Here is a 22,512-nt window from a genome sequence, read left to right as displayed (position 1 = left end):
CAGGAGCATGGCAGGGGCCCATTGACGTGCAACATCGACGAGCGCGGCGGCTTCCTGTCCACCCGCTCGGGTCTCGGCGCTCCGTACGACGAGCTGCGCAGCGGCCCGGTGCTGCTCTTCGACGAGGGCCTCGCCATGCCGACGGTGCACGTCACGGTGAGCACGCAGAGCCGGGGACAGGTCTGGCTGCGTTCCGCGGCGCCCCCGGATCTCACACGGTTACGGCCGTCAGGATGGACCGTCTGAACGCTTGGAGTCGGTCGATGGACGACGCTTCCACGCGAACGGCGCTCTCGGTGGCGAGGGCGGCCGAACGCTGCGGTTGCTTGAAACCGGGCGACTGGCCGGACGTCGCGGTCGCCATGCTGCTGGAAGGCAACGAGGATCCGGAGATCGCCGAGCTGGCCGGCCTGAGCCGCCGGGTGAACGGGTGGGACACCGAACCGCTGGTGGCCGCCGCGCGCGAGCGGCACGGGATCTCGGCTCCCGGAGCGGACGAGTCGACGGATCTCGTGGCCCGGCTGATGGCGGACGACCTCCGTGCCCGGCCGGCCGCGGTCACCGCGCCGATGATCCGCCTGCTGGCCCGGCTCGCACCCCCGGACTTCGACTCGGACCTGACAACTCGATGATTCGGCGTGGAGGAGTACCTCGACTGCGACTGCGTCCCGGTCGACCCTGATTTCGAGGCGGAGCTGCGGCTGGTGCCGACGCTGCGGCTGCCCGCTTCCGTCGTTGAGGCACTCGCGCGGCCGCTGCGTTCTACTCTCCCGACGGCTCAACCCCCTCGCGAGCACTAGCCAACGCACCCGTCGCGGTAGACCAGTCGAGCAGCGGACATCGCGCCCCCACTGCTCGACGTCGCGAAGATCATCGGCGCAGTTCGTCCGTCGTGGGCGGCCCGCGCCGATGGCACGTCCTACTTGCTGTCGATGCGTCCGATCGGTTCGGTGGTCTCCGCCAGTTCCGTCTGCACCTGCTTCCACGCGACGTCGTCGATTCCGAGGGCGCTGCGGAGGTAGGCCCACGACGCCCGCCGGATCAACGCGACCGTCTCGGGGCTCTCGTCGGTCGTGTCCTTGGCGTTGTACGCGTGGATTCCGCCGAGCGAGTGCTCCGCCCCGAACACGGTCAGCAAGCTCTGGGCGCCGGGGCTGTACTTGTACACGTCGGTGAACCAGTCGGGGCCACGGGTCGAGAGCAGGGACTGGTCGTGGTCGCCCGCGATCACCAGGGCCGACGTGGTCAGGCCGTCGAAATCGGGGTTCATGAAGGAGAAGTTCTCCTTGGCGAACGGCGTCAAGTCGTCGCCACCGATGCCGGTCGTCGCGAGCAGGACGCCGGCTTTCACGCGAGCGTCGGGCCCGGGCGGCCCGTCCGCGCCGACAACGCGCGCACCGAGGAGCATGCTGACGGTCTGTCCGCCCCAGGAGTGCCCCGCGACGGCGATGCGGTCGCGGTCGGTGCGGTCGCCGAGCCCTGGGACCGCGGCGATGACGTGGTCGAGTTCGTCGAGTACCCGTCCGACGTCCTGGCCCCGGATGCGCCAGATGTCCGCGTACCGGGGGTCGGCCGGGGTGATGCCGAGGGTCAGCGAGTCGAGGAACGTGGGCTGGACGACCACGAAGCCGTTGGTGGCCCAGAAATCGACCAGCGGGTCGTAGGCGGACATCGACTGGCCGAAGCCGTGGGCGAAGACGATGACCGGCAGGCCGGTGCCGGAGGCGGGGGCCGACACACGCACCTGGAGGTCGTCGCCGCGCTCCGGTGCGGGCAGGACGACCGGCTTGACGCTGATGATCGGCGTGGTCAGGACGGGGACGGCGGTCGGGTTGACCGTGCCGGATGTGGACATATGCAGCTTCCTTCTCGATTGCTGATGAGCGCCGCGTTGGCGCGGACAGGCACGGGGACGGGGTGCCGCCTGAGCGGACCACCGGCTAGATTGACCAACCGGAACCCGGTTCCGAATATACGGAACAACGTTCCGGTTGGCAAGTGCGGCCGCGAGAAAGGTGAAGTAGCGTGGGTGCAGGCGACGAGCCACCGCCGGCGCCCGCGAACTCGACCAAGCGCGCGGACGCCCGGCGGAACGAGAAAGCCCTGCTCGACGCCGCGGCGTCGGTGTTCGTCACGGACGGCGTCGACGCGCCGGTACGTCGGATCGCCGCCGCGGCCGGCGTCGGCACGGGCACGATCTACCGGCACTTCCCCAAGCGCGCCGACCTCGTCGTGGCCGTCTACCGGCAACAAGTCGACACCTGCGCCGAAGCCGGACCCACTCTCCTGGCGACAGCCAGCTCACCGTTCGCCGCGCTGCGCCAGTGGGTGAACCTCTTCGTGGACTTCCTCGCGACCAAACACGGGCTCGCCGCCGCGATGCGCGACGATCCCGACGGCTTCACCGCCCTGCACGCACTGTTCCTCGATCGCCTCGTGCCGGTACTCGCCGACATTCTCGCCGCCGCCCGCAACGCCGGCGAGGTCACCGCCGACATCACCGCGTACCAGTTGATCCGCGCGATCGGCGACATCTGCGCGGGCGCCGAACGGGTCGATCCCTCGTACGACGCTCGCCTGACCGTTCGACTGCTGCTCGACGGGTGCCGACGACCGAGCGGCTGACTCGCGGCTGGTCGTGTCAGATCGACGCGTGGATGCCGGTCAGCTGTTCGGACACGGTCCAGAGGCGGCGGGCCAGATCCGGATCCTGCGCCGTGGCGGACCGGCCGATGAGTTGCGGCGCGCCGCGCATGTGGCCGAAGTGGCTGGGCCGGCGAAACTGTTGCCGGGGACGTCGGCAGTGGCCGCAGTCATGGCCGTGGACAAGGTGCGATCCTCGCCGGCCGCGGACGGCCAGCGCTGCTCTGGCGTCACGCCGGACCCGCTGCGTAGCGCTGCAGAGCGCTTGCCGGCGGTCCGGGCCCAGCGCGGTGTTGCGATCCTCGCTCGCCGCGGAGGGCGAGCGCTGCCCTGCGCGACCAGCAAGTTTCTCGCCAGAAAGAGGAAACCGCCAAGCTGTCATCCCAGCTGTTGAGAAGACACGCCGACTCTCAGTTCGGAACCTGTCGGCGAGTCGCCCGACGCTACACGTTCCGAAGCGGCCATCCCAACGCGACATCCGAGCCCGGCGGCGGCATGCACCTGTCAACGCCACCTGAATATTCAGCTGGAACCGACAACCGTGACTTACGAGTACCGGCCGAGCAAGTTCGAGGAAACTCGCGTGCACACCGCCAGCACCCTCCGAGACCGCCCTGCCAACGAAGCGGACGGTGCATTTCGGGCTGAACGGGTGAAGGCGCGCCGACTTCGGCGTGGAGGGACGTGGCCACGATCGGTGCCTGGCATGGTCGGGGCGTGGACATGGGCGACGATGTCGCGGTCCGGGACGGGCTGCGCGCGCAGTTGCTGGCCCTGGTTGCGCAACGGGAAGTGGACGAGAAGGCCGCGGCCGCGCTCGGCCGCGTGCGGGCCGAGATTGCCGCGACCCGCCGCGATCGGGACACGGAGATGTCGGCGGAGATGGACGCGGCTCGCCGGGAGATCGACCTGGCCTGTATCGACGCGGAGGAACTCACGGCCCGGGTGGGCCGCTTGTGGACCCGCGTGCAGGTGGCCGGGCTCGGGGAGAACGACTCGCGGATGCACGCAGCTCGCCGGGTGGTAGAGAACGATTTCCGGGCCGCGATGGAGGCCTTCGCCGACGCGGTCAATAGCGACGATGACGCCGAGGGCGAGGCTGGCTCGTGACGCGCGGCAAACGTGCCCGGGCACGGCAAGGACGAGCCGAGCGCGCCCTACGGGACGAGATCGCCTGGCTGCGAGAGGAGATCGACCGAGAAACCACGCGTGCCGCACAAGCCCGCGCGGCCGCCGAGCAGGTTGCCGAGGCGCGGGAGCAGCTGGCACGGGAGCGGAGGCTGACCGCGCGCCGGCTCGCGCCTTACGCCGCCGAGGCCCGCCGCCGTGCCGAAGGCGCGATCCGGACCCGGGAGCAGCTCAAGGCGGTGACCCGCAAGGTCCGCGACGTCGACGAGGAGCTGACCGGCGCGGTGGGCGATCCGGACAGCATCAGCGAGATCCAGCAGGCCGGGGTCCCAGTATCGTTTCCGGGCCTGCATACCTCGGCCAGCGACCGCTACCGGCAGGTCTGGCTGAACAAGCGGATCGGCACGCCCATGCCGCAGCGGCAGCTGTCGCTGCGGGGATGGATTCCCGACGACGTCGAGGAGAACCCGGACGAATTCGCCGGCTACGCCTACACCTACCCGGTGGACGTCACCCCGCAGGCCTGCTGGGTGTGGGCGATCCCGCCCTGGATGTGCATCCCCACCGACGATAGCGACGCACCCGAGTTGCGGACGCAGTTCGGCGCGGTCGGCGCCGGCGCACCGCAGCGGACGATCCCGGACTTCCCGATCGGCGTGCCGGCGCTGCGCCGGGACATGCTGATGATGGCGCCGTGGCGACACCTGCCACTGATCTCCCATCCCGGCGACGCGCTGGACCTGGGCTACTGGTACCGGCGCAGCACCTGGGCCCAGGACTGGCATCGCGACGCCGAGCCGGTCCCGATGTGGCTGGCCGCCGAGCACTCCAGCAGCTTCCCCGCCGCCCGGTCGCTGCCGGACGAGGTCGACCTGCGGCTGCCGTTCCTGGCGGTGTTCGCGGTGCTGTCCACCCCGTGGCGCATCGACCCCCACCCCGACGCCGGGACACACCCGCTGCTGACCCAGCACCCGCTGTTCATGCACGCCCGCGGCCGACTCGGCGACGACCTCATGCCGCCCACCCTCGAGGAAGTTCTCGGCCGGCTGCAGGCCACCGGCCTCACCGACCGCAGCGACCTCCCGTCGCCGCTGGAGGTCCTCGACCGCTACGGCGGGTTCGTCGAAGGTGTGCTGCTCACCGCCGACGAGCACGGCGTGCCCGGCGACGACATCGCCTGGTGCGTGGTGATCTACCACCCGATGGGGATGCCGCTGGGCCGGATCGCGATCCCCGCCTCCCGGCGCCGCGCCACCTGGCGACGGCAAGTCGACAACCTCATCGCCGGGATCGCGCTCAGCTGCTGGCACGAAACCACCACCCTGCCCGCCCGGCTCACCGGAAAACCCCACATCGGCGCAGCCAACACCGACCCGGGCGTCCTGCATGTCATCGACATCGACGCCACCTCGCCCCACCGTGCCCACGCCGACGGTGAGGAGAACGGCGCCGCCGTCCGGCCGCACCTGCGCCGCGGCCACTGGCGCCACCAGCGGACCGGGCACGAACGCCGCGAACGCAAGTGGACCTGGGTCCGCGCTACCGCCGTGCACGGCGGTAGCGCCGGGCGCGGCCAGGTCTACATCCTCCGTGCCTAGGGCCTGAGATCCGGAACGCGCTGCCTGGCCAGCGCAGACGCGTCAGCCACTGACTCGGCTACGCGGGCCTGCTGATCGGCACTGAGCTTCGCATCGGTGCGGGCTCGCACGTCCGACACGATCGCCGCCGAGCCGAAGCGTTCCAGCATCCGTGGAAACGTCAGAGGTAGAATGCGTGAGTCGGCAAGGACACCCGTTGTCGAGGCTCAACAAAGGGCCGAGGAGACGAGTTGAAGAAACGGGTTAGATGCGCGCGCCGTGAGGGCGCTCGCAGCTTGTTGACAGGAGACGCGCCTAATGGCGGGGTATCCCCTGGCGGTCGTCGGAACCGTCGTTGTGCTGTGCTTCTTCGCGGCGATGGCCGTGTCTGTCTACATCGTTGGCAAAACCGGTAAGACAGACGGCCTCCGGCACCTCGCCGAAGTCATCCGGGCATTCTGGCGGCGGAAGCCGTGATTGTAGGCGCTTGTACTCCTCGTCCTGTGCTGCCTAGTTGGACGACCACCTACCGCTCGAACGCCAACGTCTGTCGGCATCGCCTCGAGCGCGTCTACGACCGCCTTGTTGGTGACATCCACTTCGCGTGCACCGCGACCAGCACTGTTACGGGAGACGCGGCCAGCAATGCCCGCCGGCGCTGGTCGAGGCCGCCGCGCTGACCGAGCTGGTCGCGGCAAGCACCGCCGACACCGGGCCGGTGGACGCCGAGATCGTCGACGAAGCGGCGGCCGGGCCGATGCCGGGGGTGCTGGCGTTGCTGGCCGACGTCATCGGGGAAGACGGGACCGGGATCGTGGCTACCGCTGGCGGCCCGCGAGCACGGGCGGTTGCCGCCGGCCCAGGCGCTCGCCGCGGTTGCCAGCGGTGCCGGCGCCGGGGAGTTCGCTGGGGCCGGCGGTGGGGCGGTGCGCCGGGGTTCGTTGCCTGCTCGCTCGCCGCCGGCGTTGACGAAGCCGGCGCAGGTGGGTCGGGTTACCCTCCGATCACGGTGATGATGATTCGGTGTCGTTCGTGACTATCCGAAGCCCACCGACGTTTTCTGCCGTCGGTGGGCTTCGGGTGGCTGCGGTGCGGGCCTTCAGTCGGTGGACGTGGGGTCGAGGAGTTGTGCGTTCTCGCGTTCGAGTGCTTTGGCCACCCCGCCGTGCCAGGCTTCGGCGACGGAGGCCGACAGGGCGTCTGGGAAGATGTCCTCTGCGCCCTTGTCCAGTCCGTCGAGGATGCCCTGTGCGACGGATTCCGGGGTGGCTTTGGGAAGGTCGAGTGTGGCGGTCATGTCGGTGTCGACCGGGCCGCCCAGGACGGTGTGGACCTGTACGCCTTGCTTGCGCAGCAGGGCGCGCGCCGCTTGGGACAGGGAGAGCGCGGCCGCTTTCGAGATGGAGTAGGCGGGCATGAGCGGCACGGCTGCGATGGCCGCCAGGGACAGGACGTTGACGATCGCGCCGCCCGAAGCGGTCAGCTGGGGCACGAAAACCCGTGTCACCTCATACGGGCCGAACAGGTTGACGGCGAGCTGGCGTTCGAGCGCGGATCGCGAGGCGATGTCCTCGTAGATCGCCACGCCCGCGTTGTTGATCAAGACGTCCAGCACCGGTACGCGCCGGGCGGCGGCCTCGAGCTGCTGGGTGCTGGTGACGTCCATGGTCAGAGTCGTGACGCGTTCGTCGGGGTGGGTGAATGGCCGGCGGGTACCGGCATACACGTGGTTCGCGCCCCTCGCCAGCACCTCCTCGACAAGTGCGCGGCCTATGCCGCGGTTGGCCCCGGTGATCAGCACCGTCTTGCCCGTGATCGTCATGCGTCCTCCTGAGGAAATGCGGTCGTGGGGGACAGACGAGCCGCGGACGCGAAATTGGGCGGTCGCCGAGCGCCCAGTTCGCGCATGCGGCGACGTCCATACTGCGAACGCACCCGCAAAGGAGGGGACAGCCATCATCGAATTGATCACCAGGGCGCGCGCCGGCGACGGCGCCGCGTTCCGGGAGCTGACCGAGCCATACCGGCGGGAACTGCACGTGCACTGCTACCGGATGCTCGGCTCCTTCCAGGACGCAGAGGACGCCCTTCAGGACACGCTTCTGTCGGCCTGGCAAGGGATCGAAGCGTTCCAGGAACGCGCCTCGGTCCGCACCTGGCTTTACCGCATCGCCACCAACCGGTGCCTCGACGCGCTCCGGTTCGCAAGCCGCCGCTTGGCCGTGCCGTGGGACATCCCAGAACTCGAGCCGCCCGAGCCGACACGGCTCGGGGAGGTCTCGTGGCTCGAGCCGTACCCCGACGCGCTCCTGGACGATGTGCCGGCCGCCCGATATGAGCAGCTCGAAACGATTTCGCTGGCCTTCGTGACCGCGATGCAGGTCCTGCCGCCGCGCCAAGTGGCCGTGCTCATCCTGCGTGACGTGCTCAGCTATCCCGCGAAAGAGGTCGCCGCCATGCTGGACACGACCGTCGAATCGGTCACCAGCGCGCTCAAGCGAGCGCGTGCCGGGCTGCAGCGGCACGTGACCGGGCGTGAACCCCCGCCCGCGCCCGGCTCGCCCGAGGAACAGGCACTGGTCGCAAAGTTCACCGAGGCCTACGCGTCCGCCGACATCGACGCGCTGCTCGCCCTGCTGACCGACGACGTCCGGCTTTCGATGCCGCCGGTTCCGCTCGAATACCACGGCCGCGCCGACGTGGCCCGCTTCTACGCCACCGTTCTCCGCCCGGACTGGACCACCGACTTCGTGCCCACCCGCGCGAACGGCCAGCCGGCGCTCGGCACCTACCTGCACTCCCCGAACGGCGTCCGCCACGGGATCGGTCTCGTCGTGCTCACGCTCAGCGGCGACCGGATCTCCGCCATCACCCGCTTCGACGCGGGCGTGCTCCCGACGTTCGGGCTGCCCCGCTCGCTCCCCCATTGAAAGGATCCCCATGCCCGTTTCCTACCTCGACGTACCGGAAGGCCTCGACGCCGGAAGCAAGCGGCACCTGGTGAAGCGCCTCTACGACGCGCTTCACCGGGCCTACCCGTTTCCGGACGACGTGCGCATCTTCATTCGCGAGTGGCCGCCGGACTCCGTGAGCCAGAACGGATTGATCGCGTCAGCGCCCGCCCGGCCCGTGCTCACCATGAACGTCCCGCAGGGAGTCAAAAGCGAGGCCAGACGCACCATGCTCAAGGAGATCAGCGACGCGGTGGCCGATGCCTACCACCTGGCGAGCTTCATGATCTTCATCGACGAGTACCCACTCGACCGGGTCGCGCTCGACGGAATTCTCCACTCGGACAACGCGGAACGCGTCAAACGCCAGAGGAGCATCTACCGCGGGTAAGCTCACGCGGCCCGGCGAATGCCGAGCCAACTCGTCAGCCCGAAAAGACCCGCCAGCAGGACGGCCGCGGCGCCGAGCAGGGTCACGTCGACCGGCAGCGCGTCCGGGTCCATCTCTTCCGCCGTGTGCATGGCCACGATGTCGTTCGGGTCCTCGACGACCTCGACGGTCTCGCCGGGGGACATTCGTTCCCCCACCGACACCGCGTCCGGCAGCGCGGTGCCGTCCGGACGGCGCAGGCGCGCCGTGCAGGCGGACCCGCCCTTGACCCTGTGGCATTCGGCGGAAACGGCGGTCGCGGTGTACCTCGTGCCGTGCGCGGCGACGTACCCGACGCAGGTGAACGCCGCGGCCACGATGTACAGGCAGGTCAGCAGGAACGCCGGGAACAACGGCCACTTCCGCCCGGATGCGATGAGGGTCGCAACGGCCGCCACGACGGCGAGTAGCACACCGAGCACGAGCCCCGCCGCGATCAGGGCGGTGTCGGAGCTAACGAACCCCAGGCCCATCCCGGCGCCGAGCACCACCACGCCCACCCAGCACAGTGCCATGCGCAGCAAGACAACACGCGGTGCCTTCGACGTGCTGCGATCCCGGGCCTTCATGACTGGATCATGGCACGTCACCGCGCCGATCCGCAGACGTTTCGACCGCACACTACGTGTGCGCACCGAAGAAGGTATACATCCCACGCGAATACTTGGAACGCACCTCGGAGTTCGTCTTGTTTCGAGCCCGGCGGGCTACGAGATGAGCGCAGTGCAACGACCGCTCAGGTTGCTGATCCCGTTCCGGAACTGAAGGCACCTGCCAAGGGGCCTCACGTCGGGATACTGCGAGCGGTCGGGGGGACAAGCCGAGCACAGGCGGATCACTTCGCGTCTTGTCGTCCGGCTAGGAGCGCGGGCGCGCCGTGGTCGCACGTCCAGCGTCCGTGCTGATGGGTAGCTTGATCGTTCACTCGACGCGTCCGTTGCGACGGCCCAGCAGCGCTCACGGGCGTACCTCCGACTACCGGTTCGGCACACCGGTGCGAACTGAGACGCAACGGAGCCCCACATGGCCATTCACAACAGCAAATCACCGCCTAGTGCCGACGAAAGCGCAGGTCAGACGCGTGATCGTTGGTGGGCCGCCTGGGGCTCGAACCCAGAACCTACGGATTAAAAGAACAAGGGACCATCAAACGGAAAGATCCAACCGCTAGGTCTGCCGCGCGGACGGCCGCTACACCGGCCGCCAGGTCTGGAACAAGCAACGCAAAGACGAGGTCCTCATCGACGTCGAAGATGTCGGGCTGGGCCACGAGACCAAGATGCGCTGGAACGACCGCGACAAGTGGATCTTGTCTGACCAGGTTGTTCACGAGCAATCATCGACGTTGAGACCTTCCAGCGTGCTCAGGACATCACCGCAGCCAAGGGCGCCGGTCGCAAGACCCGGGAACGCACCCGCACTCAGCACCGGTACGTCCTCCGTGGGCTGCTGCACTGCGGGATCTGCGGTCGTCGCATGCAGGGCCAGAAGAGCCGCGAGCAGCTCTTCTACCGCTGCCGCTACCCCAACGAGTACGGGCTGGCGAACAAGACCGAACACCCCCGCAACGTCTACCTCGCCGAGCGGGACCTCATCGGGCCGCTCGACAGCTGGCTCAGCACCTGCTTCGCGCCCCACCGGCTCACGGAGACCATCGACGATCTCTACGACGCCCAACCGGAGCTCGAAATCGATCCCGGCGCAGCAGCCGCCGCCACAACGATCGAAGAATGCGATCGAGCGATTAGCCGCCACCGTGCAGCCCTTGAGGCCGGCGCTGACCCCGCGCTGGTCGCCGGGTGGATCACCGAGACCCAGGCCCGCCGCGCCGAAGCGAAGGCACGTATCGTCGCGCAGCCTCAACGGCAGCGGCTGAGCAAGCAGCAGATCAGCGACCTCGTTGAGCGGCTCGGAGACATCCGGAACGTCCTGGCCACCGCCGACACCGAACGAAAGGCGGAGGTCTACCGGCAGCTTCAGCTGCACGCGACCTACCACCCCGGTAAACGACAAGTGCGGATCGAGACTAATCTCGATCCGCACGGTTGGGGTTATGGTAAGTGTCCGAGGGGGGACTTGAACCCCCACGCCCGTTAAGGGCACTAGCACCTCAAGCTAGCGCGTCTGCCATTCCGCCACTCGGACCTGCTGAAGAAAGAGTATACGGCGCCTCCGCGGGCTCGTTCAGGGGGGTCTCGATCGACACCTCCGGCCCCTCTGGCATCATCATCCGTTTTCGAGCGGGCTGCATCGATTCAGCGAACAACCGGACCGGCTCCTGGTACGCGTACCCGTCGGGCCCGGAGGCCTCCAGCAAGTGCGTGTCCACCAGGGACTCCAGGAGAAGCGACGTGTCCTGGAGCGGCAAGTCCAGCACCTCCGACGCCGTTGCCGTCGAGAAGCGTGGGAACGCCGATAGCCGCCCGAATGCCAGCGTCTGCCACGGCGTCAGCTCCGCCACCGCCGACTCGTACGGCCTCTCTATCGCCTGGCACTCCGGGGGCCTGGCCGGCGCTCCCGGGGCTGGGCGGCCCACCCTTCGCAACGCCTCCGCCATCGACCACTTCGGGCGGGATGCCAGCCTTTCGCCGATCGCTCGGATGACCTGCGGGAGACCCGCCGTTCGCGCGGCGAGCTCCTGGGTCGCCGCCAAAGAAGACGCCGCTCGGTCCTCCCCCACCAGGTGCGTGAGCAGGGCCATTGATTCACGGACGTCGAGCGCGCCCAGCTTTGTCCAGTGGGCGTGCGGGATGTCGTACAAACGCCTGCGTGCCGTGATCAGCACTGCGGGGCCGCCTGTGCCCGGAAGCAAGGGACGCATGTCGTCGCCTGGGCGGGCGTTGTCCAGGACCACCAGCAGCCGACGGCCCGTTGTTCGGGTTCGCCACAGGGCCGCTCGCTCGCTCGGCGACGCCGGTAGGTCCGTTGCCCCGACTCCGTGCAGGAGCTCCGACAGCGGGTCTGCCGACTCCGCCAAGTCCAGGAACAGCTGGCCGTCCGGGAAGTCCGCCGCTCGGGCGACGTGGATCGCCAGCGTTGTCTTGCCTATGGCCGCCAAGCCCTCGATGCCGATCACCGGGAGTGGTGCGCGCGGGTTGGTCAGCGCCTCGGACAGGGCTGATGTGAGAGACGCGCGGCCGACGAACTCCGGGAGGTCCGGGGGTAGCTGGGACGGGCGGGACACCGACGGCGCCAGCGACGGGTCCGCCGCCAGGATGCGGCGCTGCATCTCCCGCAGCTCGGGGCCCGGGTAGAGCCCGAGTTCGGACTCCAGCAGGCGCTGCGTCGCCGCGAACAGCTCCAACGCCTCCGCCTGGCGACCCGCGCGGTACAGCGCCAGCATCTGCAGCTCGCGCGGCCGCTCGCGCAACGGCTGCTCGGCGATCAGATCGCTCAGATCGACGTGCCGGCCGGCCGCGATGTCCGCCGCCGCCAGGTCCTCTCGCGCCGTGAAGTGCAGCTGGGTCAGGCGCTCGCGGGCCGCCTCCACGTACTCGCCGTTCACCCCCGACAGCGGCGTGCCGTGCCACAAGTCCAGAGCCTCGCGCGGCGAAGACAAAAGGCGCTGGAACTCCGTCACGTCCACGGAACCGGCGCGGATCGCGTAGCCGCCTCCCACTGACTCGATCGGGACGCCCGCGTGGCGCAGGCGGGACACGTACGAGCGCACCATGCCGATGGCCGCCCGTGGCTCCGCGCCGCCCCACAACGCTGTGACCAGCTGGGATGGCGACAGCGGGGTGCCCTCCTGCAGGAGCAGGACCGCCAGCGCCGCCCGTTGCCGGGGCGGGCCCAGCTCGAGCTCGACGTCACCGCGCCACGCCCGGACCGGGCCGAGGACTTCGAACCGCACCGCATCGGTCACGCAGAGCGCAACCGGCGGCCACGGACGCGTATTCCGTCACAGCCCCTCGAACGCCTCCCGCCGCGAAGCGAGCCAGGACGCGAAGTCCTGCAGCCGCGGGTTGAGCTTCCGCACCGCTTCGGGGTCGCGCGCGCCGGCGAAGGCAGCTTCGTGCTCGGTGTAGTAGAAGAACATGTTCGACAGGTCGTCCGCGCCCGGGAAGCCCGCCGACCGAAGCGCTTCGACGCTCATCGGGCGGTAGGCGACGTCGGTGCCGAGCTCCTTGGCGAACGCCGCCGCGTACTGCTCGCCGGTCAGGTTCTCCCCCGAGATGCTGATCGTCTCGCCGGCCAGCGACGGGCCCTGCGCGAAGACGCCGAACGCCGTCCGGCCGATGTCCTCCGCCGCGATGCCCGGCAGCCGCCGGTCGGCCATCGGGAGGTGCAGCGCGACGACGCCGTCGTCGTCGCGGACCGGGCGGAAGAAGTCGAGGAAGGCTTCGAAGTAGAACGTCGTCGAGAGGAACGTCGTCGGCACGCCCGCCTCGACGAAGAACGCCTCCGCCTCGGCCTTGCTGTCGAAGTGCGGGACCTTGTACCGCTCGTGCAGCGTCGGGACGCGGTCGTCGCGCAGGTGCAGGCGGGTGTCGGGCAGGGTCGACCAGATCACGTGCCGCAGTCCCGCGGCCTTCGCCGCCGCGGCCATCGCGCGTGCCTGCTGCTGCTCGCGTTCGACGGAGTTGTACTCCCAGAACGCCGTGACCAGGTAAGCGCCGTACGCGCCTTCGAAGGCCTTCGTGAGGCTCGATTCGTCGTCCAGGTCGGCGGCGACGACTTCGGCGCCGCGGGCGGCCAACGCCCGCGCGGCCGCGGAGTCCGGGTTGCGGGTGATCGCCCGGAGCGCGAAGCGCCGCTCCGGGTCGTCGAGGATCGCGCGGGCCAGGCCGCCGCCCTGCTGGCCGGTGGCGCCGACGACGGCGATGATCTTCGGGTCGGACATCGTGAACCTCCTGGGGATCGGGCCGGTGGGTTCCGGCCACCGCCCCAGGTAACCGCCTCGCCGTCTGCGTCTCGTGCACAGCGCGTGCACGCGGCGTGCACCCGGTTTACAAGGTCGTCGTCGCTTCCTAGGATTCGCCGGTCGGGCCGCAGAACGGGAGGTTCCGGATGGCGCGCGCCGATCGGCGGCGGGACGACGACGAGCTGTCGGTCGCCGAGCTGCTCCGGGAGACGGGGGCGACGCCGCGCTCGCTCGGCGGGCCGCCCGCGGCCACGCCGCCCCGCGAGGAGGACACCGGCGACGGCTACCGCGAACGGCTCGAGCAGCGCGCCCGCGAGGCCGCGGCCGTCCAGCAGCGGGCCGGCCGGCGGATCCGGTGGATCTCCGCGTTCGCCGGCGCCGTCGTGGTGGTCGGCAGCCTCGTGCTCATCGCGGTGACGTCCGAAAGCGCGCCGCAGCGGCAAGCCTCGCCCCAGGACCTGCTCGCGCCCGCGACGACGCCGCGTCCTGCTCCCACCTTCACCCGGCCGAGTCCGACGCCGATCCCGACCGTGCTGCGGCAAACCGCGTCGTCGACGCCGGCTTCGACCTCGGCCGCGCCCAAACCGCCGCCGCCGGTCGAAGCCGCGACGTGCGTCGTGCGCTTTTCCGTCACCGACCAGTGGAACGACGGCTTCACCGCGGGCGTCGCCATCACCAACAAGAGCGGCCAGAAGCTCTCGCCGTGGACGCTCTCCTGGACGTTCACCGCCGGCCAGCAGGTGACCCACGGCTGGGACGGCGTCTACAGCCAGAGCGGGAGCCGCGTGACGGTGAACGCCGAGTCCTACAACGCCACCCTCGCGCCGGGAGCGACGGTCAGCACGGGGCTGAACGGGGCTTTCGACCACGGGAACCCGGCCCCGATGGCGTTCACCCTCAACGGCGCCCGTTGCGACGCGGGCTGACGATCCGCACGTCGGCCAGCTCCAGCAAGCCGTCGAGCTCGACGTGCGCGCGAGGGCGTCGCGGATCGGGCACCAGCCCCTGCGCGCGGACGACGTCGAGCAGGCGGCTCGCCAGCGGCAGCACCAGATGCCGGCCCCAGCAGCGCTCGCTGGCGTGCCCGAACGGCAGGTAACCCGGGTGCCGGTCGGCGTCGAGCCCGGCCCAGCGCCGCGGCCGGAACTCGTCCGGTGCTTCCCACAGCGCCGGTGAGCGGTGGCTCAGCAGCGGCAGCAGCAGGACGTCGTCGCCGGGCGTGATGCGGGCGTCGACCTCGGCGAACTCCGGCGAGCGGACGCGCAGGATGTTCCACGACGGCGGCAGCAGCCGCAGCGCTTCATTGAGGACGTACTCGTTCGGGACGTCGTCGTCGAACGGCGCGCCCAGCCACACCGCGTTGGTCACCAGCGCGGCGACGGTGAAGCAGATCGGCGCGGCGACCCGGCGGTAGAGGTACATCCGGAAGCGCCGCTCCGCCAGGGTTTCGGCGGCGAGGACCTGACGGGCGAGCGTGGACAGCTCCGCGTCCGGAGCCGGCCGGCGGGCCAGCGCGGCCCCGGCAGCGACGGCCGACCACGTCAGCTTCGGCGTCAGCTCCAGGCGGCGGTCGACGAGCACGCGGAACCGGCGCGGCTCGGGTCCGAAGACGAATCGGCGCAGGTAGTCATGGGGAACGGCGGGCCACGCACCGGTGAGGTCGGGGTGGTCGGCGGGCCGCTTCAGCGCGGCCCGGACGTCCGCGCCCAGCGCTTGCATCAGGCTCGCGGACTCGGCGCGGGTGACGTGGCGGCCGAGCACCGGCTTGAACGTCGGGCGTTCCTCGGCGTTCGCCGGGCGAGCGCGCAGCACGGCGTCCATCAGCTCCGGATCGGCGATCCCGACGGTGTCCGGCTCGAGGCGGAAGAGCCCGCCGTCGCGGTGCTCGCGCAGCAGTTTCTCCAGGCGGTGCGCGAAGACGACCTCGCGGTGAGCGGGAGCGATGACCACGTTCGGCACTCCTCGAAGGGGGAAACGGGGGCCGGTCCCGGTGACCGGGACCGGCCGCGCGATCAGATCCAGCCGTACCAGGCGTAAGCCTTCAGGCTCTTCTTGGGAAGCGCTTTCTTCACCAGGCGGACGAGCTTCACCGGATTCCTCCCTAGCTCGGGTGTCAGGATCGTGATCGACACTAGGCAGGTCGGGATCGGTTCAGCACCAAGCACTACACGTTCGGCCCAGACCTTTCGGCGGGAAAAGGGCACGCGTGAAAAATGCGTGTTAAATCAGCTGAGCACTTCGCGCATGAATGTCACAAGCCAATGCTGCGCGGGACTGCGCGCGTGCGTGTGGCGCGTGTACACCGACACCTGCGCCGGCTCGACGTCCATCGGCAGCTCGAACAGCCGGACCCGGTGCTGGGCCGCGAACATCTCCGCCACCAGGCGCGGGACCATGGCCACCAGTTCGCCGTCTTGGACCAGGTACGGCAGGGCCGCGAAGCGCGTCACCTCCAGGACCACCCGGTCCAGGAGCCCGTGCGCCTCCAGGGCGCGGCGGGGGCCGTCGTGGCCGGTCGGGCCGAACACCGTCACGTGGCGCTCGGCCGCCAGCGCGGCGAAGTCCACCGACGCACGCAGGCGCGGGTGGTCGTGCGCCACCATGCCCAGGTAGCCCTCGGAGAACAGCGGGATCCGGGCCACGCGCTGCGAGCTGATCAGCGGGGACGCGATGAACGCGTCGATCTCGCCGCGGCCGAGCTGGTCGGCCGCGCGGTCGACGTCCAGCGGGCGGACCGTCAGCGTCACGCCGGGAGCAGACCCCGGCAGCGCCGCCATCAAACGCGGCAGCAGCGAGATCTCCCCCAGGTCGGACAGGCACAGCGTGAACGCCGCGCGGGCCGTCGAAGGGTCGAACGACCACGCGCCGCTGACCGCCGTCTCGATGCCCGACAGCGCGCTGTGCAGCGGCTCGTACAGCGCGCGGGCCGTCGTCGTCGGGACCAGGCCGCCACCCGTGCGGCGGAACAGCTCGTCGGAGAACCGGCGCCGGAGCTTCTGCAGGCTGTAGCTGATCGTCGGCTGCGTGACGTGCAGGGACTCGGCCGTCGCGGTGACGCTGCGGGTCTCGTAGAGCAGCACGAACGTGCGCACCAGGTTGAGGTCGAAGTCGCGCATCATCGATCCCGTCTATGAACCACCGAGGCAACATTTATTGGAACACACGCCGCGGCCTCCCTAGGGTCTGGTCCAACCCGCCCGAGGAGGACAGCGCATGCCCACCGCCCGCCGGCTCGCCCACGAGTTCCTGCACCGCCGCGGCCTGACGACGATCTTCGGCAACCCCGGCTCCAACGAGCTGCCGTTCCTCGCCGAGCTGCCCGGCGACTTCCGGTACGTCCTCGGCCTGCACGAAGGCGCCGTCGTCGGGATGGCCGACGGCTACGCCCAGGCGACCGGGCGCCCGGTGCTGGTCAACCTGCACGCGGCCGCCGGCTCGGGCAACGCCATGGGCGCGCTGACCAACGCCGTCTACTCGCGCTCTCCCCTGGTGCTCACCGCCGGCCAGCAGGTCCGCGCGGCGATCGGGATGGAGGCGATGCTCGCCAACGTCGACGCCACGCAGCTGATGCGCCCCCTGGCCGCCTGGTCCGGCGAGCCGAGCTGCGCCGAGGACGTCCCGCGCTCGCTCGCGCAGGCCGTGTTCGAGGCCGAGCTGCACCGGCGGCCGAGCTACCTCTCCGTGCCCTACGACGACTGGGCCGTGGACCTCGACGCGAACGCCGCCGTGACGCTGGACCGGAACGTCCAAAGAGGACTGACGCCGAGCGGGGCCCAGCTCGACGACCTCGCCGCGAGCCTCGCCGCGGCGAAGAACCCCGCGCTCGTCCTCGGCGGGGACATCGACGCCCTCGGCCTGTTCGACCGCGCCGTCGCCTTGGCCGAGCACCTCGGCCTGCCGACGTGGGTGGCGCCGTCGCCGCACCGGCTGCCGTTCCCCAACCGGCATCCGCTCTTCCGCGGCGTGCTGCCGGCCGGCATCGCGCCGGTTTCGGACGCGCTGACCGGGCACGACCTCGTGCTCGTGCTCGGCGCGCCCGTCTTCCGCTACCACCAGTACGTGCCCGGCGCGTACCTGCCGGAGGGCACGCGGCTGGTCCAGGTGACCGACGACTTCGGCGCCGCGGCCCGCGCGCCGATGGGCGAGGCGCTCGTCGCCGACCCGGCACCGGTGATCGAGGCGCTGCTGGCCAAGGTGCCGGGACGCGCGTCGACCGGAGACCACGTCGAGACCCCCGAGCCCAAGACAGCCGAAAAGGCGCTGCACCCCGAGCAGGTGTTCGCCGCGCTGCGCGAAACCCAGGCCGCCGAGACCCGGTACGTCGTCGAATCGACATCGACGAACTCCGCCTGGTGGCGGCAGATGGACCTGCGCCGCGAAGGCTCGTACTTCTTCCCCGCCGCCGGCGGCCTCGGGTTCGGCCTGCCCGCCGCGGTCGGCGTCGCGATGGGCAGCCCGGACCGCCCGGTCGTCGGCGTCATCGGCGACGGCTCGGCCAACTACGGCATCACGGCGCTCTGGACCGCCGCGCACTACCGCGTCCCGGTCACGTTCGTGATCCTGCGCAACGGCGTCTACGGCGCGCTGCGGTGGTTCGGCGAGCTGCTCGGGACGCCGGACGTGCCCGGCACCGAGATCCCCGGGCTCGACTTCACCGCCATCGCCGCCGGCTACGGCGTCCCCGCGACCACCGCCGCCGACGTCGACGACCTGCGCGCCCAGCTCAAGACGACCCCGGACGGCCCGCGGCTGATCCAGGTCGACACCGAACCGACCACACCGGAGTGATCATGACCTTGCTGGACAACGAGTTCCTGAGTGGCAGCGGCGGAACCCACGCGGTCGTCGAACCGGCGACCGGGGAAACCCTGGGCAGTGTCGGCATCGCGACGCCGGACGACGTCGCCGCGGCCGCGGTCTCGGCGGCGAAGGCCCAGCGCGACTGGGCGCGGCGCAAGCCCGCCGAACGCGCCGCGGTGCTGCGCCGCGCGGGTGAGCTGTGGGAGGCGCACGCCGCCGAGGTGCAGGACTGGATCGTCCGCGAAGCCGGTTCGACGCGCCCCAAGGCCGGGATCGAGACCGAGATGGCGGCCGGGATCTGCTTCGAGGCCGCGGCTTTGCCGACCCACCCGCGTGGGGAGGTGCTGAGCACCGGCGAACCGCGCTGGTCGCTGGCCCGGCGTGTCCCGGCCGGCGTGGTGTCGGTGATCTCGCCGTTCAACTTCCCGCTGATCCTGGCGATCCGCTCGGTCGCGCCCGCCCTCGCGCTCGGCAACGCCGTGCTGCTCAAGCCGGACCTGCGCACCGCGGTGTCCGGCGGGGTGAGCATCGTGCGCGTCTTCGAAGAGGCCGGGCTGCCCGCGGGCCTGCTGCACCTGCTCCCCGGGGACGCCGCCGTCGGCGCCGCGGTCGTCGACGCGCCCGAGGTGTCGGTCGTGTCGTTCACCGGCTCGACGGCGGCCGGCCGGAAGGTCGGCGAAGCCGCCGCGCGCTCGCTCAAGCGCGTCCACCTGGAACTCGGCGGCAACAACGCGCTCGTCGTGCTGCCGGGCGCCGACGTCGCCAAGGCCGCGTCCGCCGGCGCGTTCGGCTCGTTCCTGCACCAGGGCCAGATCTGCATGACGACCGGCCGCCACCTCGTCCACGAGTCCCAAGTGGACGAATACGTCGAGGCCCTGGCGGAGAAAGCGCGGCGGCTGCCGGTCGGCAACCCGGCCACCGGCGAGGTCGCGCTCGGCCCGATCATCGACGACCGGCAGCTCGCGCACGTCACCGACGTCGTCGACCGCAGTGTCGCGGCGGGCGCCCGGGTGGTGGCCGGCGGCAAGCCCGACGCGCCGTTCTACCCGCCGACCGTCCTCTTCGGACTGTCCGGCGACACCCCGGCGTGGCGCGAGGAGATCTTCGGCCCGGTCGCGCCGGTGCGCGCCTACCGCGACCTCGACGAGGCCGCCCGGATCGTCAACGACTCCGAGTACGGCCTGTCGGTCGGCATCCTCGGCGACGTCGGCACCGCGATGACGCTGGCCGACGAGGTCCGCTCGGGCAAGGTGCACATCAACGAGCAGACCGTCGGCGACGAGCCCACCGCCCCGTTCGGCGGCGTCGGCGACTCCGGCAACGGCTCCCGCTTCGGCGGCGCCCAGGCCAACATCGAGGCCTTCACCGAAACCCAATGGCTGACCGTGCGCGCGGACATCGCGGGCTACCCGTTCTGAGGAAACCATGACAACGACGTCTTCCCGTCCCGTGTGGACGGCGGTCCTCTGCTGGCTGACCGTCCTGCTCGAGGGCTACGACCTGGTCGCGCTCGGCGCCACCATCCCGACCCTGCTCAAGAGCGGCTACCTCGGTTTCACCGCGGCCGGGGCGACGCTGGTCGCCACCGTGTCGCTGATCGGCGTGGCGGTCGGCGCGGCCTGCCTCGGCCCGCTCACCGACCGGTTCGGCCGCCGCGTGCTGCTCATCGGCTCGGTCCTGCTGTTCTCGCTGTTCACGCTGCTGACGCCGGTGGCGTCGAGCGTCGCGATGTTCGGGGTCTTCCGGTTCGTCGCCGGGCTCGGGCTCGGCGCGTGCATGCCGGTGGCGCTGACCGTGATGTCGGAGAACCTGCCCGCGCGGCGGCGCGCCAGCGCGAGCACGTTCACCATGACCGGCTACCACGTCGGCGCGGTGCTGACGTCGATCCTCGCGCTGTCCGCGAAGGAAGACTGGCACGTGCTGTTCTACGGCGGCGGGATCGTCGGGCTGCTGGCCGTGCCGCTGATGTGGTGGAAGCTGCCCGAATCCGCGGCGTACCTGGCGGCTCGAGAACAGCCCGAGACCGAGCGCGTCGGGCTGCGCGACCTGCTGGGCGCGCGGTTCCGGCGGATCAGCCTCGCCGTGTGGACCGGGTCGTTCATGGGGCTGCTGCTGGTCTACGGGCTCAACACGTGGCTGCCGCAGCTGATGCGGACCGCCGGGTACCCGATTTCGACGTCGATCACGCTGCTGCTGGTGCTCAACATCGGCGCGGTGCTCGGGCTGCTGCTGGCCGGCACGATCGCCGACCGGTTCGGGATCCGCCCGATCGCCCGGATCTGGTTCGGCGCCGGTGCCGTGTTGCTCGCGGCGCTGAGCCTGCGCATCGGCAACGCGTTCGTGCTCAACGCGGTCGTGCTGCTGACGGGGGTGTTCGTGTTCTCCGCGCAGGTGCTGATCTACGGGTACGTCGCCCAGGTGTTCCCGGCGCAGGCGCGGGGCACGGCGCTCGGGCTGACGTCGGCGGTCGGGCGGCTCGGTTCGATCCTCGGGCCGTTCGTGACCGGCGCGCTGGTCACCGCCGGGGTCGCGTACCCGTGGGGCTTCTACTTCTTCGCCGCCGTGGCCGCGTTGGGGCTGGTCGCGGTGCTGCTGCTGCGTGGTGAGGCGCGGGAGCCGTCGCGGTTGACGTCGGTGTCCGCCGGGTAGCCGCCAGGATGACGCAACCACGTGACGAAGCCGGCGAAGAGGACTCGAGCGGCAATCCGGTCGACGTGCCGCCCCGCCGGGACGAGCCGGAAGGGCCGTTGGAGGACGAAGAAGCCCGCGCGCGGCCGGGTCACCCCGGCGCGCACGAGAACTTCCGCGGCGACTAGGCCGTTTCCTCGGGGCGGCGGCGCATCGTGGGCTTCGGGTCTTCGGTGCGGCGGTCGGAGTCCTCGAGCACCTGGCGGGCCTGGGCTTCGGGGTCGGCACTGTCGGCGGCCTGCTCCTCCGGCAGCAGCTCGGCGCGGGTTTCGGTGCGGTCGGGGATCTTGTCGTCCATGCCGGGGTGGTACCCGATCACGGCGGGACTCAGACACCCGGCCGGCGCACGGCGAGCCCGGCCGCCATCAGCACCGGGACGCCGGTGAGGATCGGCCACGGCACGGGCCCGGTTTTGCCGGGCATCGGCTGCGGGTGGTGGGGGCCGGAGGTCTGGGCGGAGCCGGGCGGCGGGCGGCCGGCGCGCGCGGGCTCGCGACGAGCGAGCTGCGGCTCGGCCGCGCACGGGTCTCGCGACGAGCAAGCTGCCGCTCGGGCTGCGCGCGGCACTCGCAGCCCACCGGCCGATCCTGGCAGCAAGCTGGCGCACGGGGGCTCGCGACGAGCGAACTGCAGCTCGACCCGCGCACGGCACTCGCAGCCCACCGGCCTGTCCTGGCAGCAAGCGCCCCGGCCGGCGATACCTCCCGGCTAGTCCTTCGCCCGCCGGTTGCCGGCGGCGTCGCGGCGGAGGCGGGCCGTCTCCTCGGAAATCTCCCCCAGTTCCTCCGCCAGCCCCGCGTGGTCGCCGGCCAAGTGGGACCGGGCCGCGACCAACGGGGGCAGCAGCGTCGCCGGGTCGTCGTCGCCCAGGGCTGCCCCCAGGCGGTCCGCGCTCTCCTGGGCCGCCGCGTCGAGGCCGTCCAGTGCGCTCACCCGGCCGGCCAGCTTGCGCAGGCTCGCCGAGTTGCGGCGGGCCCAGTCGGCGACCGCGCGGTCGCCCGCCCGGCGGTCGCGCTCCGCGTCGACCCTCGCCTCGCCCGTCTTCTCGCCCGTGTCCGACGGCTGCAGCCGCAGGTACCGCCGTTCCGCGGCCTGGCGGCTCGCCACCCCCAGCGCCGGGGCCAGCGCCACCCAGCTCGCGCCGGCCGTGCGGGCCGCCGTGATCAGCTCCGGTTCCCAGCCGGCCAGCTCCTCGCGCAGCACGCGCAGGTCGGACAGCGCCGTCAGCAGCCGCTCGCGGTCCGCCGTGCCCGCGCGGGCCGCCGCGACCACCTCGTGGATCCGGCTCAGCGCTCCGACCGGGTCACCGTCACCCATTCGTCATCCTTCCGACGACCCACATCTTGTCATCATCTTGACGACATGCTAGAACAGAATCCGAGCTTCCGTCGAGTTCCCGGCACACCGCCGGCTGACCGCCCGCAGGACAGT

Annotated in this window: 26 protein-coding genes and 1 tRNA gene; 15 read left to right on the top strand and 12 right to left on the bottom strand. The window is 70.9% G+C overall.

Annotated features, from left to right (window positions below; genetic code table 11):
• Positions 1-21 precede the first annotated feature (21 nt).
• From ACZ7OH_RS36450 to ACZ7OH_RS36440, 3 genes are read left to right on the top strand one after another with little or no spacing between them, the layout of a single operon-like run.
• A complete protein-coding gene (locus tag ACZ7OH_RS36450; protein WP_470285016.1) occupies positions 22-246 on the top strand; it encodes a hypothetical protein in 225 nt (74 codons plus the stop codon).
• 17 nt (positions 247-263) lie between these two features.
• Complete coding sequence (locus ACZ7OH_RS36445) at positions 264-632, top strand: hypothetical protein (RefSeq protein ID WP_470285015.1); 369 nt, start codon at positions 264-266, stop codon at positions 630-632.
• Positions 633-638: 6 nt separating this feature from the next.
• Positions 639-800, top strand: a complete 162-nt coding sequence (locus ACZ7OH_RS36440; protein ID WP_470285014.1) for a hypothetical protein — start codon at positions 639-641, stop codon at positions 798-800.
• A gap of 119 nt (positions 801-919) precedes the next feature.
• Here ACZ7OH_RS36440 and ACZ7OH_RS36435 read toward each other — a convergent pair whose 3' ends face one another.
• Entirely contained in the window at positions 920-1,855 is a 936-nt protein-coding gene (locus ACZ7OH_RS36435) for an alpha/beta hydrolase family protein (protein ID WP_470285013.1), read from the bottom strand.
• 170 nt (positions 1,856-2,025) lie between these two features.
• Between ACZ7OH_RS36435 and ACZ7OH_RS36430 the strand changes: the two genes are divergently transcribed.
• The 3 genes from ACZ7OH_RS36430 (at position 2,026) to ACZ7OH_RS36420 (ending at position 5,369) form a co-directional block, all read left to right on the top strand.
• On the top strand, positions 2,026-2,625 hold the full coding sequence (locus ACZ7OH_RS36430; RefSeq protein ID WP_470285012.1) for a TetR/AcrR family transcriptional regulator: 600 nt from the start codon (positions 2,026-2,028) through the stop codon (positions 2,623-2,625).
• A 735-nt stretch (positions 2,626-3,360) separates the two neighbouring features.
• Positions 3,361-3,753, top strand: a complete 393-nt coding sequence (locus tag ACZ7OH_RS36425; protein WP_470285011.1) for a hypothetical protein — start codon at positions 3,361-3,363, stop codon at positions 3,751-3,753.
• The gene (locus tag ACZ7OH_RS36420) at positions 3,750-5,369 is read left to right on the top strand and encodes an AcrVA2 family anti-CRISPR protein (protein ID WP_470285010.1); all 1,620 of its coding nucleotides are present in this window, start codon (positions 3,750-3,752) and stop codon (positions 5,367-5,369) included. Before ACZ7OH_RS36425 ends, ACZ7OH_RS36420 begins: the two co-directional genes overlap by 4 nt.
• On the opposite strand, the gene ACZ7OH_RS36415 is transcribed toward ACZ7OH_RS36420, so the two are convergent.
• Positions 5,366-5,518 (bottom strand): hypothetical protein, encoded by a 153-nt coding sequence (locus tag ACZ7OH_RS36415; RefSeq protein WP_470285009.1) that lies wholly within the window; start codon positions 5,516-5,518, stop codon positions 5,366-5,368. The genes ACZ7OH_RS36420 and ACZ7OH_RS36415 overlap by 4 nt on opposite strands.
• Positions 5,519-5,952: 434 nt before the next feature.
• Between ACZ7OH_RS36415 and ACZ7OH_RS36410 the strand changes: the two genes are divergently transcribed.
• On the top strand, positions 5,953-6,384 hold the full coding sequence (locus ACZ7OH_RS36410) for a hypothetical protein (RefSeq protein WP_470285008.1): 432 nt from the start codon (positions 5,953-5,955) through the stop codon (positions 6,382-6,384).
• A 63-nt stretch (positions 6,385-6,447) separates the two neighbouring features.
• Here ACZ7OH_RS36410 and ACZ7OH_RS36405 read toward each other — a convergent pair whose 3' ends face one another.
• The gene (locus tag ACZ7OH_RS36405; RefSeq protein WP_470285007.1) at positions 6,448-7,170 is read right to left on the bottom strand and encodes an SDR family NAD(P)-dependent oxidoreductase; all 723 of its coding nucleotides are present in this window, start codon (positions 7,168-7,170) and stop codon (positions 6,448-6,450) included.
• Between ACZ7OH_RS36405 and ACZ7OH_RS36400 the strand changes: the two genes are divergently transcribed.
• Complete coding sequence (locus ACZ7OH_RS36400; protein WP_470285029.1) at positions 7,169-8,278, top strand: sigma-70 family RNA polymerase sigma factor; 1,110 nt, start codon at positions 7,169-7,171, stop codon at positions 8,276-8,278. The genes ACZ7OH_RS36405 and ACZ7OH_RS36400 overlap by 2 nt on opposite strands.
• Positions 8,279-8,288: 10 nt before the next feature.
• Entirely contained in the window at positions 8,289-8,690 is a 402-nt protein-coding gene (locus tag ACZ7OH_RS36395) for a tautomerase family protein (protein WP_470285006.1), read from the top strand.
• 2 nt (positions 8,691-8,692) lie between these two features.
• Here ACZ7OH_RS36395 and ACZ7OH_RS36390 read toward each other — a convergent pair whose 3' ends face one another.
• Complete coding sequence (locus ACZ7OH_RS36390) at positions 8,693-9,298, bottom strand: hypothetical protein (protein WP_470285005.1); 606 nt, start codon at positions 9,296-9,298, stop codon at positions 8,693-8,695.
• A gap of 766 nt (positions 9,299-10,064) precedes the next feature.
• Between ACZ7OH_RS36390 and ACZ7OH_RS36385 the strand changes: the two genes are divergently transcribed.
• A complete protein-coding gene (locus ACZ7OH_RS36385; RefSeq protein ID WP_470285028.1) occupies positions 10,065-10,826 on the top strand; it encodes a recombinase zinc ribbon domain-containing protein in 762 nt (253 codons plus the stop codon).
• Here the strand turns inward: ACZ7OH_RS36385 and ACZ7OH_RS36380 are convergent.
• From ACZ7OH_RS36380 to ACZ7OH_RS36370, 3 genes are all read right to left on the bottom strand, one after another.
• Positions 10,791-10,874 (bottom strand) — tRNA-Leu (locus ACZ7OH_RS36380). The two genes, ACZ7OH_RS36385 and ACZ7OH_RS36380, sit on opposite strands and share 36 nt — an antisense overlap.
• Entirely contained in the window at positions 10,840-12,594 is a 1,755-nt protein-coding gene (locus tag ACZ7OH_RS36375) for an AfsR/SARP family transcriptional regulator (RefSeq protein ID WP_470285004.1), read from the bottom strand. The genes ACZ7OH_RS36380 and ACZ7OH_RS36375 overlap by 35 nt, the downstream gene beginning before the upstream one ends.
• Positions 12,595-12,630: 36 nt before the next feature.
• Positions 12,631-13,572: an NmrA/HSCARG family protein gene (locus tag ACZ7OH_RS36370; protein ID WP_470285003.1), complete on the bottom strand. Its 942-nt coding sequence runs from the start codon at positions 13,570-13,572 to the stop codon at positions 12,631-12,633.
• A 167-nt stretch (positions 13,573-13,739) separates the two neighbouring features.
• Between ACZ7OH_RS36370 and ACZ7OH_RS36365 the strand changes: the two genes are divergently transcribed.
• Entirely contained in the window at positions 13,740-14,519 is a 780-nt protein-coding gene (locus ACZ7OH_RS36365; protein WP_470285002.1) for a cellulose binding domain-containing protein, read from the top strand.
• Here ACZ7OH_RS36365 and ACZ7OH_RS36360 read toward each other — a convergent pair.
• From ACZ7OH_RS36360 to ACZ7OH_RS36350, 3 genes are all read right to left on the bottom strand, one after another.
• Positions 14,491-15,543 carry a cytochrome P450 gene (locus ACZ7OH_RS36360; RefSeq protein WP_470285001.1) on the bottom strand — a complete coding sequence of 351 codons (1,053 nt, stop codon included), beginning with the start codon at positions 15,541-15,543 and terminating at the stop codon, positions 14,491-14,493. The two genes, ACZ7OH_RS36365 and ACZ7OH_RS36360, sit on opposite strands and share 29 nt — an antisense overlap.
• Positions 15,544-15,605: 62 nt before the next feature.
• Positions 15,606-15,797: a tryptorubin family RiPP precursor gene (locus ACZ7OH_RS36355; RefSeq protein ID WP_470285000.1), complete on the bottom strand. Its 192-nt coding sequence runs from the start codon at positions 15,795-15,797 to the stop codon at positions 15,606-15,608.
• A 21-nt stretch (positions 15,798-15,818) separates the two neighbouring features.
• Positions 15,819-16,712: a LysR family transcriptional regulator gene (locus tag ACZ7OH_RS36350; protein ID WP_470284999.1), complete on the bottom strand. Its 894-nt coding sequence runs from the start codon at positions 16,710-16,712 to the stop codon at positions 15,819-15,821.
• A gap of 94 nt (positions 16,713-16,806) precedes the next feature.
• Between ACZ7OH_RS36350 and mdlC the strand changes: the two genes are divergently transcribed.
• From mdlC to ACZ7OH_RS36330, 4 genes are read left to right on the top strand one after another with little or no spacing between them, the layout of a single operon-like run.
• Positions 16,807-18,381: a benzoylformate decarboxylase gene (gene mdlC / locus ACZ7OH_RS36345; RefSeq protein WP_470284998.1), complete on the top strand. Its 1,575-nt coding sequence runs from the start codon at positions 16,807-16,809 to the stop codon at positions 18,379-18,381.
• 2 nt (positions 18,382-18,383) lie between these two features.
• Positions 18,384-19,811, top strand: a complete 1,428-nt coding sequence (locus ACZ7OH_RS36340) for a benzaldehyde dehydrogenase (protein WP_470284997.1) — start codon at positions 18,384-18,386, stop codon at positions 19,809-19,811.
• Between the two features lie 7 nt (positions 19,812-19,818).
• Positions 19,819-21,042, top strand: coding sequence for an MFS transporter (locus ACZ7OH_RS36335; protein WP_470284996.1), 1,224 nt, complete (start codon positions 19,819-19,821; stop codon positions 21,040-21,042).
• Positions 21,043-21,050: 8 nt separating this feature from the next.
• Entirely contained in the window at positions 21,051-21,209 is a 159-nt protein-coding gene (locus ACZ7OH_RS36330; protein ID WP_470284995.1) for a hypothetical protein, read from the top strand.
• On the opposite strand, the gene ACZ7OH_RS36325 is transcribed toward ACZ7OH_RS36330, so the two are convergent.
• A complete protein-coding gene (locus ACZ7OH_RS36325; protein WP_167379575.1) occupies positions 21,206-21,379 on the bottom strand; it encodes a hypothetical protein in 174 nt (57 codons plus the stop codon). The two genes, ACZ7OH_RS36330 and ACZ7OH_RS36325, sit on opposite strands and share 4 nt — an antisense overlap.
• A 410-nt stretch (positions 21,380-21,789) precedes the next feature.
• Complete coding sequence (locus ACZ7OH_RS36320) at positions 21,790-22,398, bottom strand: HSP18 transcriptional regulator (protein WP_470284994.1); 609 nt, start codon at positions 22,396-22,398, stop codon at positions 21,790-21,792.
• Positions 22,399-22,512: the final 114 nt, after the last annotated feature.

Source organism: Amycolatopsis sp. NPDC114478, assembly GCF_055633805.1.
The sequence above is the reverse complement of the archived record's forward strand: the minus strand, read 5'-3'. Positions and strand labels throughout refer to the sequence as shown.

Excerpts from the sequence above, each read along its gene's own strand:
- ACZ7OH_RS36370 (WP_470285003.1), bottom strand. The coding sequence starts at position 13,572 with ATGTCCGACCCGAAGATCATCGCCGTCGTCGGCGCCACCGGCCAGCAG.
- ACZ7OH_RS36400 (WP_470285029.1), top strand. The coding sequence starts at position 7,169 with ATGCGTCCTCCTGAGGAAATGCGGTCGTGGGGGACAGACGAGCCGCGG.
- ACZ7OH_RS36390 (WP_470285005.1), bottom strand. The coding sequence starts at position 9,298 with ATGAAGGCCCGGGATCGCAGCACGTCGAAGGCACCGCGTGTTGTCTTG.
- mdlC (WP_470284998.1), top strand. The coding sequence starts at position 16,807 with ATGCCCACCGCCCGCCGGCTCGCCCACGAGTTCCTGCACCGCCGCGGC.
- ACZ7OH_RS36335 (WP_470284996.1), top strand. The coding sequence starts at position 19,819 with ATGACAACGACGTCTTCCCGTCCCGTGTGGACGGCGGTCCTCTGCTGG.
- ACZ7OH_RS36365 (WP_470285002.1), top strand. The coding sequence starts at position 13,740 with ATGGCGCGCGCCGATCGGCGGCGGGACGACGACGAGCTGTCGGTCGCC.
- ACZ7OH_RS36435 (WP_470285013.1), bottom strand. The coding sequence starts at position 1,855 with ATGTCCACATCCGGCACGGTCAACCCGACCGCCGTCCCCGTCCTGACC.
- ACZ7OH_RS36395 (WP_470285006.1), top strand. The coding sequence starts at position 8,289 with ATGCCCGTTTCCTACCTCGACGTACCGGAAGGCCTCGACGCCGGAAGC.
- ACZ7OH_RS36340 (WP_470284997.1), top strand. The coding sequence starts at position 18,384 with ATGACCTTGCTGGACAACGAGTTCCTGAGTGGCAGCGGCGGAACCCAC.
- ACZ7OH_RS36320 (WP_470284994.1), bottom strand. The coding sequence starts at position 22,398 with ATGGGTGACGGTGACCCGGTCGGAGCGCTGAGCCGGATCCACGAGGTG.
- ACZ7OH_RS36445 (WP_470285015.1), top strand. The coding sequence starts at position 264 with ATGGACGACGCTTCCACGCGAACGGCGCTCTCGGTGGCGAGGGCGGCC.
- ACZ7OH_RS36405 (WP_470285007.1), bottom strand. The coding sequence starts at position 7,170 with ATGACGATCACGGGCAAGACGGTGCTGATCACCGGGGCCAACCGCGGC.
- ACZ7OH_RS36330 (WP_470284995.1), top strand. The coding sequence starts at position 21,051 with ATGACGCAACCACGTGACGAAGCCGGCGAAGAGGACTCGAGCGGCAAT.
- ACZ7OH_RS36325 (WP_167379575.1), bottom strand. The coding sequence starts at position 21,379 with ATGGACGACAAGATCCCCGACCGCACCGAAACCCGCGCCGAGCTGCTG.
- ACZ7OH_RS36415 (WP_470285009.1), bottom strand. The coding sequence starts at position 5,518 with ATGCTGGAACGCTTCGGCTCGGCGGCGATCGTGTCGGACGTGCGAGCC.
- ACZ7OH_RS36350 (WP_470284999.1), bottom strand. The coding sequence starts at position 16,712 with ATGATGCGCGACTTCGACCTCAACCTGGTGCGCACGTTCGTGCTGCTC.